General features: G+C 44.9%; 13 protein-coding genes. All 13 read left to right on the top strand.

Going from position 1 to position 13,988, the window contains the following annotated elements:
* Positions 1-60 precede the first annotated feature (60 nt).
* The 13 genes from LIZ08_RS08520 (at position 61) to LIZ08_RS08460 (ending at position 13,931) form a co-directional block, all read left to right on the top strand.
* On the top strand, positions 61-3,771 hold the full coding sequence (locus LIZ08_RS08520) for an alpha-L-fucosidase (RefSeq protein WP_227038670.1): 3,711 nt from the start codon (positions 61-63) through the stop codon (positions 3,769-3,771).
* Between the two features lie 217 nt (positions 3,772-3,988).
* Entirely contained in the window at positions 3,989-4,453 is a 465-nt protein-coding gene (locus tag LIZ08_RS08515) for a CtsR family transcriptional regulator (RefSeq protein WP_003002068.1), read from the top strand.
* Positions 4,454-6,883 (top strand): ATP-dependent Clp protease ATP-binding subunit, encoded by a 2,430-nt coding sequence (locus LIZ08_RS08510; RefSeq protein ID WP_227038669.1) that lies wholly within the window; start codon positions 4,454-4,456, stop codon positions 6,881-6,883.
* Positions 6,884-6,892: 9 nt separating this feature from the next.
* Complete coding sequence (locus tag LIZ08_RS08505; RefSeq protein WP_049498182.1) at positions 6,893-7,381, top strand: hypothetical protein; 489 nt, start codon at positions 6,893-6,895, stop codon at positions 7,379-7,381.
* Entirely contained in the window at positions 7,359-7,766 is a 408-nt protein-coding gene (locus LIZ08_RS08500) for a DUF4430 domain-containing protein (protein WP_227038668.1), read from the top strand. Before LIZ08_RS08505 ends, LIZ08_RS08500 begins: the two co-directional genes overlap by 23 nt.
* A 443-nt stretch (positions 7,767-8,209) precedes the next feature.
* Positions 8,210-8,935, top strand: a complete 726-nt coding sequence (locus LIZ08_RS08495; protein ID WP_037608145.1) for a hypothetical protein — start codon at positions 8,210-8,212, stop codon at positions 8,933-8,935.
* 164 nt (positions 8,936-9,099) lie between these two features.
* Positions 9,100-10,161, top strand: coding sequence for an AAA family ATPase (locus LIZ08_RS08490; RefSeq protein WP_227038667.1), 1,062 nt, complete (start codon positions 9,100-9,102; stop codon positions 10,159-10,161).
* 10 nt (positions 10,162-10,171) lie between these two features.
* Positions 10,172-10,954: a nicotinamide riboside transporter PnuC gene (gene pnuC, locus LIZ08_RS08485; RefSeq protein ID WP_049474199.1), complete on the top strand. Its 783-nt coding sequence runs from the start codon at positions 10,172-10,174 to the stop codon at positions 10,952-10,954.
* Positions 10,955-11,731, top strand: coding sequence for an NUDIX domain-containing protein (locus LIZ08_RS08480; protein WP_049482770.1), 777 nt, complete (start codon positions 10,955-10,957; stop codon positions 11,729-11,731). It abuts the gene before it with no gap.
* A 169-nt stretch (positions 11,732-11,900) separates the two neighbouring features.
* Positions 11,901-12,095 (top strand): helix-turn-helix transcriptional regulator, encoded by a 195-nt coding sequence (locus LIZ08_RS08475; RefSeq protein WP_049482768.1) that lies wholly within the window; start codon positions 11,901-11,903, stop codon positions 12,093-12,095.
* Between the two features lie 15 nt (positions 12,096-12,110).
* On the top strand, positions 12,111-12,653 hold the full coding sequence (locus LIZ08_RS08470) for a DUF6773 family protein (protein ID WP_049482766.1): 543 nt from the start codon (positions 12,111-12,113) through the stop codon (positions 12,651-12,653).
* A gap of 10 nt (positions 12,654-12,663) precedes the next feature.
* Positions 12,664-12,999, top strand: a complete 336-nt coding sequence (locus LIZ08_RS08465; RefSeq protein ID WP_045759986.1) for a hypothetical protein — start codon at positions 12,664-12,666, stop codon at positions 12,997-12,999.
* Positions 13,000-13,244: 245 nt separating this feature from the next.
* Positions 13,245-13,931, top strand: coding sequence for a YoaK family protein (locus LIZ08_RS08460; protein ID WP_045759985.1), 687 nt, complete (start codon positions 13,245-13,247; stop codon positions 13,929-13,931).
* Positions 13,932-13,988: the final 57 nt, after the last annotated feature.

Below are 13,988 nucleotides of genomic sequence, written 5' to 3'. Positions count from 1 at the left end.
AAAAAGAAGGAGGATGGGGAAGCCCCACCCTCTTTACCTGGTGACATAAAGGAATAGAATATGGGAAAAAGATTAGTTGATAAGAGAAATCGATTTGGCATTCGTAAACTCTCAGTAGGTGTCTGCTCGGTAGTTGTAGCGACTTGTTTTTTAGGAGCTACTACCAGTTACGCAGAGGAACAAGCTGAGAATAGTGAACCACGTGAAGAACGGGTTGAAATAAGCAATACAGGAGATCAAGGAAAGGAGGAGAAAACTGTGAACGAGCACCAAGAAGAATCAGAGCAGCCCTCAGCAACTACTAGCGAGAAAGAAAATCGCACAGTAAGTCAAGGGACAGAAGCAAGCCAACCAGCCACTTCTCTAAACGAGGAGACTGAGATTGCGGATTACGGACCACTTCCAAGCAAGGCTCAGATGCAATACCACCGCGAAGAGCTAGCAGCTTTCATCCACTTTGGGATGAATACTTACTACGATCGTGAGTGGGGAGATGGGCAAGAAGATCCTTATTATTTCTATCCAGAGCATCTGGATACCGATCAGTGGATCAAAACCCTGAAGGATGCTGGTTTTAAACGGACGATCATGGTCGTCAAGCACCACGATGGCTTCCTCTTGTACCCTTCCAAATACACCGACCATACCATTGCCAAAAGTGGTTGGAAGGATGGAAAAGGTGATGTCCTAGCCGAGGTTTCTGCTTCTGCCAGCAAGTATGACATGGACATGGGGGTCTATCTCTCACCTTGGGATGCTCACAGTCCGCTCTACCATGTGGATACAGAGGACAAATACAACGAATACTACCTCAATCAGCTCAAAGAAATCCTTGAAGATCCTAAATATGGGAACAAGGGTAAGTTCGTAGAAGTCTGGATGGATGGAGCGCGTGGAGATGGGGCTCAAAAGGTCACCTATACCTTTGACAAGTGGTTTGAAGCCATTCGCAAGGCCCAAGGGGATATTGCTATCTTCTCAGCTGAGCCGACCAATGTTCGTTGGATTGGAAATGAAAAGGGGATTGCCGGAGATCCGGTTTGGCAAAAGGTCAATCCAGATAAGATCCGCAACAATCCATCCAACAGCTACCTCAATCACGGGGATCCGGAAGGGAAGCAATACTCAGTGGGAGAAGCCGATGTCTCTATTCGCTCCGGCTGGTTCTACCATGACAATCAAGAGCCTAAGTCCTTGCGCGAATTGATGGACATTTACTTCAAATCGGTCGGCCGTGGAACTCCACTCTTGCTCAATATTCCACCCAACCAAGACGGAAAATTTGCGGATGCCGATGTGGCCCGTTTGAAAGAATTCCGTCAGACCTTGGACCAACTCTACAGTGTGAACTATGCGGCAGGAGCTTTGGTAGAAGCTGACTCGACACGACGCAATCCTCTCTACAAGGCCAGCCATTTGACAGATGGCAATGAAAAGACCAGTTGGGCTCCGGCTGATGATGCCAAGACCGGATCTTTTGTTCTCGATCTTGGAAAAGAGCAACACTTTGATGTAGTAGAGCTCAAAGAAACGATCGAGAAAGGCCAACGGATTTCTGGCTTCACCATCGATGTAGCGGTGAATGGCCAATGGGTTCCTTTTGGTGCTGGTTCAACCGTTGGATACCGCCGTTTGATCAAAGGGCAACCAGTTGATAGTCGCTACCTCCGGGTGTCCATCACCGATGCCCAAGCCACTCCAATCTTGAACGGAGTCTCTGTCTATAAGACGCCAGCCAGCATTGAAGAAACGGATGGCTATCCGCTTGGTTTGGCCTATCATTCTGACCGGACTGCTGACCGTGCCAATAGCCAATGGAATGAAGAGGGAGAAGGCGTTCGAGGCACTTCTATGTGGACCAAGGAAAAGGGAGCTTCCGTGACCTATCAGTTTGAAGGCACTAAGGCCTATGTCGTCGCAACTGTCGACCCTGGTCATGGGGAAATGGATGTCTATGTCGATGGACAAAAGCTAGCGACCGTCAATACCCAAAGCCCAAGCCGCAAACGTAGCCAAAAGGTCTATGAAACACCGGACTTGGCAGCAGGATCCCACACCTTGACCTTGGTCAATAGCAAGGGAGATGCGATCGCAACGGAAGGGATTTATGCCCTCAATAACCAAGAAAAGGGGATCTTTGAGTTTGCCCAGCCAATCCTAGCTGTTAAGAAAGGCGACCCAGCGCAAGTCGTCGTCAAGAGAAAAGGTGGCTCTAAAGGGAGTGCCAGTCTCAAATTGATCACAGAACCGGGAACAGGGGTTCATGGTAAGGTCTACAAAGATACCAACGTCACCCTTGAGTTCGCAGATGGAGAGACGGAAAAAACAGTCCAAGTTCCAACCCTTGATTTTGCAGGGAAAGCGACCGATGTCTATGACTTTAAGGTCAAATTGCTCCATCCGGATCAAGGAAGCCTGGTCGGCTTTATTCCAGAACTGACAGTCCAAGTGATGAATGAAGACCAGTTGCCAGAAAATCGCAAAGAAGTGGATGACCAAGATCCAAAACTGCACTATAGCCAAGGCTGGCATCATGAGACAGACAACAAAGACTTCTCAAATGGCACAGAATCTTGGTCCAGCTTTAACCAAGTGACCGATGAGGAAGGCAAGAAACACATTGAAGTGACCATTACCTTTAAGGGCACAGGCGTGGAGGTCCGAGGAGTGGTTGATCCAAGTCATGGTCTCTACAGCGTCACTTTGGATGGGAAAGAAATGGCCTTCGAAGAAGGGCGTGGCCATGATTATGAGATCGACGGCGATCATTATTTCAGTGGCTACGGAGATCAACGCAAGATCGACCAGAGTTTGGTCAATCTGCAAGGCCTAGCAAAAGGCTACCACCAGCTACGCTTGCATCTGGATCCAGCCCTCAATGACCCTCAGTCATCCAGAGCCATCCAGGTAGACCGATTTGTTCTCTCAGGGAAAGATAGTCAGCTACTCAGTCAAGAAGAGTTGCAACAGATCATCAGAGAAGGAGTAGAAAAGATCAAGGCTACTTCTCTCGAGCGCTTGAAAGCAGACCTCAAACCAACTGTTCAAGGACAATTGACGGACTTGACTCAGTTGTTGGATCAAGAGCGGCCAGATTTGGTTGCTGCAGCTAATCAAGTCGAAGCCCTTGAAACCATCTTAGAAGATGCTCGCAATTATGAACCGCTGACGCAGACACGCCCAGACGAAGGTGTTCGGGATTTGATTCTTGAAAAACCAGAACTACTCATCGAAGCGGAGGAGATTCCATTTGAGAGTCAAACGCGTGAGAACAAGGACTTGGCCAAGGGCGAAAGCCGGATCCTTCAAGCAGGGAAGGTCGGACGCCGCTTGAAATTGATCGAGGTTCGACAAGAAGAAGGCAAAGAAATTCGGACAGAAGTCGATGCCTTTGTCGAAGTGGATGCCCAGGATCAGATTACGGAAGTCGGGACGAAGGAAGCGGGAAAAAGTCCGTTGATAGCTGATATGCCGACTCCAACCACTCCTGTCACCCCAAGTAAGATGCAACCAGAAGTTATGACTCTTTCTCAAGCTGAAGACAAAAAAGAAAAAGGAAGACCTGTTCTCTTGCAACCGAAAACCCCAGAAGCAGTTTCTGTTTCGACTTCAGACCATCCGGAAAAAGAAGTGGTTAAAAGTCCTTCTCTACAATCGGAAGGAAAACTTCCTAAAACCGGTACAAAACAAAGTGGATTGTTTGCTTGGTTAGGTCTTCTTGGTCTAGGATTCTTGGGCGGAGGCGCGAAATTTGCTCGTCGCAAAGAGTAGCTCCTTCTTCGCATAAGAGGTTAGTTCTCACTAGCCTCTTTTGTTTTGCCTTTTTAAGAGATTCCTATTTCCATGGAGTCTTTGCTTTATTTACAGCCGTAAAAATTGTATAATAGTCAAATAAGGTCAATGATGAGAAGGAACACTCCAAGGCCATTTTTTATGGGCCAAAGAACAGAGCATCCATCTAGAAAAAAACAAGCCAGAAAGGAGCATCATGGCAAATAAGAACACATCTGATAGCATCGAAGCTTATATTAAGGCCTTGCTGGCTCAAGCTGGCATGGCAGAGCTCAAAAGAAGTGAGTTAGCCGATGTCTTTCAGGTTGTACCCAGTCAGATTAACTATGTCATTAAGACTCGTTTTACCGAGAGCCGAGGCTATATTGTAGAGAGCAAGCGCGGTGGTGGTGGCTATATCCGCATTGGCAAGGTCCAGTTTTCAGATCACCATCAGATGCTCCAAGATTTGGCAGCCAATATTGGAGAGACCATCAGCCAGCAGGTCTTCAATGATATCCTCCAGATGCTCTATGAAGAAAAATTATTGACAAAACGTGAGGCTCAGCTCTTGCTTGCGACGACCTCCGATGAGGTCCTAGGTCGAGATGCTCTCATCCTACGAGCAACGATGCTGAAAAAAATCATTCAACAAGTAGATAGAAAAGGAAATACCGACTAGATGAACTATTCAACAGCACTGTTAGAAAGTATAGAAGCGGCCCAAATACTAGCAGGCCACTATCAGGGGCATACCTTAGATACTTGGCATCTCCTGACGGCTATGGCCAATAATCCCTATAGCGTGGCAGGTTCTGTACTGAACGATTATCCTATGCAGATCGATGAGTTTCAGGATGCGGCGGAGCATATTACAGGCCAAGCTTTTCAAAGCGACAATCGGTATGAAATCTTCCCATTTTCTTATCGGATGGAAGCCATTATGAAGCACGCAAGAGAGATTGCCCAGGTCCTTCATGCCAAGACCTTGGGAACAGAGCATGTGCTCCTCTCTCTTCTAGCAGACCGTGGGACCTTAGCGAGCCAAGTCATGGAGTTTGCCGGCTTTGCCTTTACAGAGCAAGACAAGGGTGTTCCCGTTGCTTCCCTTCGAAAGAATCTAGAAGACAAGGCAGGCTGGGACAAAAATGATATTAAAGCTATCCGGAATCTTTATCGGGCCCAAAACCCTAACCGCCAAACTATGGGGAATATGATGGGCATGCCCCCAAGTACAAGTGGAGGTCTTGAAGACTATACCCGTGATTTGACAGAAATGGCGCGTGCAGGCCAGCTTGAGCCTGTGATCGGCCGGGATGCAGAGATTTCACGCATGATCCAAATCCTCAGCCGCAAGACCAAGAACAATCCTGTATTGGTGGGAGAAGCAGGGGTCGGAAAAACCGCTCTTGCATTAGGTCTGGCCCAGCGTGTCGCTAGTGGCAATGTTCCAGCTGAAATCGCACAGATGCGTGTCTTAGAATTGGATCTCATGAATGTCGTTGCAGGGACGCGCTTCCGTGGGGACTTTGAAGAACGGATGAACAATATCATCCAGGACATCGAAGAAGACGGTCACGTGATTCTCTTTATCGATGAACTGCATACCATTATGGGGTCAGGATCCGGCATTGATTCGACCTTAGACGCAGCCAATATTCTAAAACCAGCCCTGGCACGGGGAACCTTGCGTACAGTTGGAGCAACGACTCAAGATGAGTACCAAAAGCATATCGAAAAAGATGCAGCCCTTTCTCGGCGTTTTGCGAAAGTCACCATTGAAGAGCCAAGTGTTGCAGATAGCATCCAAATTCTCCAAGGCTTGAAAGAAACTTACCAGGACCACCATCATGTGACCATTACCGATGAAGCGATCGAAACAGCTGTCAAATATGCCCACCGCTATTTGACTAGCCGTCAATTGCCAGATTCAGCCATTGATCTCTTGGATGAAGCGGCAGCTACCGTACAAAACCGCGATTCCAACGGTCACGTAAAAGAAGAGTTGACCGCCTTGGATCGGGCCTTGATGGATGGCAAGTGGAAGAAAGCAGCCCAGCTCTTAGAAGTAGAGGCTGCTCCCGTTGTCTACAAAAAAGAAGTCACTGACCAAGATGTTTTGGTGACTTTGAGCCAATTATCTGGTATTCCAACTCAAAAACTGACTCAAACCGATGCCAACAAGTACCTCAACTTAGAAACAGAATTGCACAAGCGCGTGATTGGTCAAGACCAAGCCGTTTCGAGTATCAGTCGGGCTATTCGACGCAATCAATCAGGTATCCGTAGCAATAAACGTCCGATCGGTTCTTTCATGTTCCTAGGACCTACCGGTGTCGGAAAAACAGAGTTAGCCAAAGCTTTGGCGGAGGTTCTGTTTGATGATGAATCGGCCCTCATCCGTTTTGATATGAGTGAGTACATGGAAAAATTCGCGGCGAGTCGCCTCAACGGAGCCCCTCCAGGCTATGTGGGCTACGAAGAAGGAGGCGAGTTGACCGAGAAAGTCCGCAACAAACCGTATTCAGTTCTCTTATTTGATGAGGTGGAAAAAGCCCATCCAGACATTTTTAATGTCCTTTTACAAGTCTTGGATGACGGGGTCTTAACCGATAGCAAAGGCCGGAAGATCGACTTCTCCAATACCATTATCATCATGACCTCAAACCTGGGAGCAACAGCCCTTCGGGATGATAAGACAGTTGGCTTTGGTGCCAAAGATATCCGCTTTGACCAAGCCAATATGGAAAAACGCATGTTTGAAGAGTTGAAGAAGACCTATCGTCCAGAGTTTATCAACCGGATTGATGAAAAGGTGGTCTTCCATAGCCTCTCAAGCGAGGACATGCAACAGGTGGTGAAAGTCATGGTCAAACCGCTCATCGCGACCTTGGCCGAACAAGGCATGACCCTCAAATTCCAGCCTTCAGCGCTCAAGTTGCTAGCAACCAAAGGCTACGATCCAGAAATGGGAGCTCGCCCACTGCGTCGTGTCTTGCAGACCGAAGTGGAAGATCAACTAGCAGAGCTATTGCTGAAAGGTCAAGCCCAAGAAGGGCAAACCATCAAGGTTGGAACGACAGCCGGAACGATCAAGTTCGAGATTGTCTAGGAGGACGTCATGACGCTTCAGCGATTAACCCGTATTTCGCTTTTGGCGGCCCTTTGTGTCGCTCTACGTCAGGCTTTTGCCCCTTTCCCAAATGTCCAACCTATTTCTGCTATCTTTTTTCTCTTGGTGATATTTGAAGGGTATAGCTTTGCTTTTCTTGTGATGATGATCACCATGTTTGTCTCCGCCTTTTTCCTGGGGATGAGCTTGATTGTGTTCTTTCAGATTGTCGCCTTTGGCTGTTTGATGCTCATTTGGCGCATCAGTTACAAGTGGTTGCCCTTTGTCCTTCAGATCCTTTTTGTGGGCCTACTGTCCTTTGCTTATGGGGTCTTGATCGATAGTGTTTATGCCTTGATATACCATATTCCTTGGTGGACCTATGCTTTGGTCAATGGTTTTAGTTTTAACCTTGCCCATGCTCTGTCGACGATCATTTTCTATCCCATTATCTATCAAATCTTTAGGAGATTTTATGTTGAAAAAAACTATTTCTAGCTTGATGACCTTACTTGCAGCTCTTCTTTTAGCGAGTTGCGCTCCGTCTCATAGTACAAACAATCAAACAACTGCTTCTAGCGCAGAAGTTGCCAAGAAAAACGAAATTTCGATTACAATTAGCGTGACGCCAGAAGGTCAAAAAGCGCAATTGAAAACCTTGAAAGTAGCAGAAGAGAGCAACCTTATGAAAGTGCTCAAAGCCAACTACAAGATTGAAGAAAAAAATGGCATGATCACCTCGATTGACGGTCACAGCCAAGACGAAGCCAAAGGTCTTTACTGGATGTACAAGATCAATGGCGAAATGGCTCCAAAAGGTGCTGCAGAAACCACCGTTAAAAAAGGAGACAAGATCGAATTCTATCAAGAAGTGTATAAATAATGAGAAGCTGGACAGTTTGTCCGGCTTCAGATTATAGATAAAGTAATCTTAGAAACTTTCCTTAGGTGAGTACGGACGTCAGCGAACTTCGAAGAAGTTCCATGACTTAGTTTTGGACCTAAGGTTCCAAAACTCCCGAGTGCTAGAAACAATAGTGTTTCTAGCACTTTTCTCACAGCGGAAAGTTTCAGTAGATCATTGAGTAACCCTAACGAATAAAATTATTTTATCTTTATAGAAAGTATTAGATTTGTATAAAAGAACAGTTTGTCTACGTGCTTTAGTCGGCTAGTTTGTCCAGCTTTTTTCTACTATGGCTTAGGAACTTACTTAAAACTTCTTTCAAATTAGAAAAATATTTGAGAAACTATTGACAGCCTCATATAACAGTGTTACAATAATGTTACAAAATATTACAAATGTTACAAAAAAGAGGTTCTGTTATGAAAAACAAAAAAATCATTTCCCTAGCAGCCCTAGCTTTGACAGCTAGTCTTTTCCTAGGAGCTTGTGGCGGGAATAAAGAAGAAAAAACTTCAGAAGCAAGCAGTTCAAAGACCAGTCTGGTTAAACAAACAAGCTCTTCTTCTAAGAAAAAAGTGATCACTAGTAAAGATCCGATTGCCTCTTCATCCTCTGATAGCAAATCAGAAGAAAGTCATACTGTTGGTAGCAAAAATAACCAAGCTGCAGCTAGTCAAACACCTGCTCCAGCTAAAGAAGCAACACCAGCAGCACCCGTAACAAAAGAAACAAAAGAAGTAGCCACTCCAGCAACACCAGCGAAAGCAAAATTACCAAGTCTAGAAGACGGTCATGCCCAGGCTAAGAAGCAAGCTTCTGCTACGGAGAATGCCCAATACAAGGGAGTCTATTCTGTAGCAGCAGGGGATTTCTCTGCAGCAGCTGGGAATTGGTCTGACAAACGCGACACTGGAGTCACTATTGGCCAAGGTGGTCAAGTGACCATCCAACTTCCTGGGGGCCAACCCGTAGCCTATGGTATCAGCGCTTATAACTATACCTTGGATGATGGTCATTACCATGCTAATCTCTCAGCAGGCGATGGGTCTGCGGCGACTCTAGATATCGTAGTTGGAAAAGATGGCTCTGTATCTAGTGTGACGGTTCTGAAAGACGGTGTCAGCCACTCCCTCACTCGTGAATAAAATTCGAAAGATCTGAAAGGAGAAGCATCTCTTTTCAGATCTTTTTTTGTTGATTTGAATAAAAATATATTTTTTTATAAAAAACTATTGACAGATAGAAAATATAGTTTATAATAAAAACATAAAGAAAATCTATTTATAAAAAATTATAAAAAGGAGCTTATATGAAAAAAGAAAGAATTGCCCTGGTTTTTGGAACCTTTGCGCCTCTTCATCAAGGGCATATTGACCTGATCCAGCGGGCCAAGCGTCAGTGTGATCGCGTTCGTGTCATTGTATCTGGTTATGAAGGGGACCGTGGTGAAGAAGTGGGACTGACCTTACAAAAACGCTTCCGTTATATCCGCGAAGCCTTCTCAAATGATGAGTTGACCCAAGTCTATAAGTTAGATGAGACAGAACTTCCTCGTTATCCCTTGGGCTGGGAGCCTTGGTTACAGACAGCCCTAGACACCATCCAGTATCAAACAGAGACAGAAGAGTTGATCTTTTATGTAGGGGAGAAAGCCTACAAGGAAGAGTTGGAAGCTAGAGGGTTTGAAGTTCACTTAGAAGAGCGTCGCTTCGGGATCTCTGCTACCATGATCCGGGAAAATCCCAGCAAATACTGGAAATACATTGCCCAGCCCTTCCGTCGCCAGTTCACGAAAAAAGTCTTGATCATGGGGAGCGCCAGCAACGGGAAAACGACCCTTGCAAAGGACTTGGCTCGCTTTTACGATGCACCTGTTAGTCTTGAGTATGCCCGTGAATATCAGATCAAGAACAATGTGCGGGATGATGAACTCACGCCAAAAGATTACTATTACCTACTCTTAGGACAGTATGATCAAACCTCTAAGCTCATCGATAGTAGTGCCAATCGAGGCCTTGTCATCGCAGATACCAATTCCCTGGTGACCAAGGGTTATTACGACTACTATATGGAAGTCGAAGGCCCAGATACCAGCATGACCGATACCTTCGACAACCTCTTTGTCAGTATTCTGTCCAAAGAAAAATGGGATTTGATCCTCTTTGTACAGCCGATCGGCTCTTATGTCAATGATGGTTTCCGAGATATGACCATGGCTGACGAAGAGATCCGCACCAGCTTTTCAAATTACCTAGACCAATTGCGCCAGCAATACCTAGGAAACATTCCGACCACTTTCCTCGCATCAGACTACCTCGGCAACTACGAAGAAGCCAAGAAGGTGATCGATGCCATTTACCAAGCCGACTAAGGAGCAGCTTATGAAAAATCTATCTGAAAAATTCGCAACTTTTAGCCAAGACTTTAAAAATGTTCACCAAGAAGCGAAAAAGCAAGGCTTTGTCAATATTATGAAACTTCTATGGAAGGACCTTTTTGTAGGACGCACAGCCTTTCAATGGATCTATCTCCTTCTTCTTTCCAGCGTTCCCTTCTTCTTAGAATGGACCAATCGTACAGGTCAGCATGATTGGCTGGGACTGTTTGCCTCTTGGACGGGCATTGTCTGTGTTATCCTGGTTGCCGAAGGGCGTGCTAGTAACTACCTCTTTGGAGCAGTGAATTCCGCGATCTACCTCGTTTTAGCCCTCAATAAAAACTTCTACGGAGAAGTTCTGACAACTCTTTATTTCTTCATCATGCAACCGATCGGCCTTTATGTTTGGCTCTCTAATCGGATCAATGATCAAGGTAAGGTCGAAGAATCTCACTTTGAAGCCAAGAAATTGAACTTGATTGAGTGGATGCGCTACTTGGCCTTGTGTGCTGTGATTTGGATCGGTATGGGTTTTGCGTATCAGAGCATCCATAGCGCTCGCCCTTTCCGTGATAGTATCACCGATGCGACCAATGGGGTTGGCCAGCTCCTAATGACCCGCCTATACCGGGAGCAATGGATCTTCTGGATTGCAACCAACGTCTTTAGTATCTATCTCTGGTGGGATCAGAGTCTTCACATTCAAGGGATGTACTGGGTTTACACGCTCAATAGTTTAGTGGGCTGGTACCAATGGACCAAAGCCCTCAAGAAGGAGGTGGCTTAGATGGCAAGTCTCTCAATTCCAGCAGGAATGACGGAGAAAGAGTATTTTGAGACGGTCGCTAGTGAAGCAGACTTTCTCAAGTGGTACAAGGAGCAAGATCTGCCAACTTATGAAACTCCAAGTGTCACAGCGGACATGGTGGCTTACTGTTTTGTTGATGGACAGCTCAAGCTCTTAGCCATTCGCCGCAAGGCCCACCCTTATCAACACCGCCTCGCCTTGGTGGGGGGCTTTGTGAACAAGGATGAAGATGCGACTCATGCCTGTATCCGAGAAGTCAAAGAAGAAGTCGGGCTCGATCTGCCAGTGAATAAGGTGGAACAGCTCATGACAGTTTCCACCCCTGGGCGGGACCCCAGAGGCTGGGTCATTACCATCGCTCATCTGGTCTATCTGCCAGCAGAAGCAGTAGACTTAGCCCATGCAGGTGACGATGCCAAGGAAGTCATTTTTCTCGATGTCGATTTCAAAAAATCCCAGTGTTTGCTTGATGGAGAACCCTTAGCTGCTTCTGATTTTGCCTTTGACCACTACCAGATTATTCAAGAATCGATCAAGCGGATTCAGGGGCGTCTGGATTGGAATCCAACCTTCCTCTATCTGTTAGAGGAGCCTTTCACCGTTTATGAAGCAACCGAATTGGTCAATCTGATCAATCCTGGACGTCCCATCGTTAGCAATAACTTCCTCGTAAAATTCGGAGAATTCGTGGAAGAAGTGGGTGTCAAGCGAGTACCTAAGAAAAAACCACGCAAGACCTATCGCCTAAAACAGTAAATCGAGCAGGGTTCTTTCAGGAAATCTCTCCAGTTACTATTAGTAGCTGGAGGGATTTTTTTGTTCTAGTAAGAAATATTTAAAAATATGTCAAAAATAGTTGACATTTTATGTTCATAATACTATACTATAGTCAAATATATACGACATTCATTTAATAGGAGGAAACATGAACCATGTGAAAGAATTCCGCAAGGAATTGGGCATGTCTCAACTCGAACTTGCTAAGGATATCGGTGTCTCGAGGCAAACCATCAATATGATTGAAAACGACAAGTACAATCCGACTCTGGAACTCTGTCTCAATCTCGCTCGTAGCCTCCAAACGGACCTCAACAGTCTTTTTTGGGAAGATGATTTTTAACAAAAGGAGAAAAAAATGGAAAAAGAAACCTTTACTGAAAAACTGATTAAACGCACATATGGCATTTCTGGACCACTTGATGAACACAAACGACGCGAGGCGGATCGCATTGGAAATAAAGTCTTTATGGTCCTCTTTTACCTGATGATATTTGGCAATCTTATTCCCTTTATCCTTGCTTATAAATATCCCCAAGTTGTCGCTTTTGGTTATCCAATCATTATCTTTCTGGTTTCTATGGTTTGTGCTATCTATGTTAGCACTCAAACTAAAAAAACAGGTATTACTGCTATCGATCCTGATATGTTGAGCCAAAAAGAAAGCAAACAGCTACGCTATCCTGGCATTAAAGCTGGTCTGCTCTATGGAGTTTTGATGTTCTTTGGAATACCACTTCTCAATGTCTTAACGGATAATAGCAAAAACTTTTTCACCTCTCTTTTCAATCTAGGTCATTTTATATCAATCCTTTTCGCAGCTTTCTTCTTCGGATTGGTGATGCAAATTATCGTCTGGCTTCGCATTCGAAAAGCCAAGGAAGATCAGGACGACGATTAGGAGGAAGCTTATGAAATCATTACAAACTTTAATTTTCAGTCATATTTTAGTTAGCATCTTTGTTACCTTTTTCCTAGTCTATGGCCAAGTTACGCGTCCTTTTCTGATCATTTTCCTTTTAGTTCTTCCAGTCTTGAATAAGGGACAAAGATTTCAGAAAATCACATCAAAAAAAATACGCTTCTTGAACGCATCTCTCTGCTTTATCCTCGTATCTCTCCCACAACTGATAACGAATTCTATGGATTGGAGATATCTCCTATTTCTAACCATCTGTATTATTTTTAGTCTCATTTATATCTATACTCTCTATCAACTCTTTAAAGAAGGCAAACAATGTTTTTAAGAGGTCACTACCATGAAAAAAGAAAACAGGACAACTGAATTATTTTGAACTTTCTTTCAGGAATCACGAAGGTTATTAATATGATTCTCTTAGCACTATACAGTGATAGGGAAATTCTAATTATCTAGAATCATAGTCCTGACGTAAACCACTTGTTTGATGAGTGGTTATGATTGATTTTCAATACTCAGCTCTGGTGCAAAGTGGTATAATAAAAAATAATTGAAATCAAAAGAGACAAGACTATGGAAGAAAAAATAATTTTACCACAAAATACACGACTGATGGGGGCTCTGCTTGGTTTTATCGGAGGAGGCCTCGATGTCTTTTGCCACATGCACTACCGGAGTTTGGTCGCGACTCAAACTGGGAACCTCCTGCTTCTCATCGCTGATTGGCACGATCCCCGTGTCGAAAATACCATCATGCGTTTTTCATCTATTTTGTTTTTCTCGATCGGCTTTGTGGTTGCTCTCCATATCAAAGAGTATCGCAAGACAGCCTTTTGGCGGACCAAGATGTTGATTCCTTTGTTTGTGGTGACGCTCCTGATTCCCTTGGTGTCTGTCATACCACCTGTAGAAGTTCCCTTTATTGCTTTTGGAACAGGGATGATGATGTTGACCTTTACAGGAAGCTTGATTGAAAACCACCCTTATGTGATCTTTATGACTTCTGGTAATTACCGCAAGATGCTGACGGCCTTGTACCGAATCACTCGAGGAAAGGGAGATTTGGACGAGTATCGGCGTCAGGCTATGAATTACGGAATCGTTGTTGGAAGCTTTGTTGCAGGAGCGATTAGTGTAGCCATCCTCATGCATTTCATTCACCAATGGGCCATCTGGCTGATCACAGCCAACCTCTTTTTGATCATGACTTACTACACCGCCAGAGTCAAACAACTCGGCCTGCAAACAGATAATCTATAAAAAGAGGCTGGGACAAAAGTCCTAGCCTCTCAATTATTTTTGGATTGTTGAGCAAGA

The organism is Streptococcus sp. 210928-DFI.4.42 (assembly GCF_020554365.1).
Taxonomy (GTDB): domain Bacteria; phylum Bacillota; class Bacilli; order Lactobacillales; family Streptococcaceae; genus Streptococcus; species Streptococcus parasanguinis_S.
The sequence above is the reverse complement of the archived record's forward strand: the minus strand, read 5'-3'. Positions and strand labels throughout refer to the sequence as shown.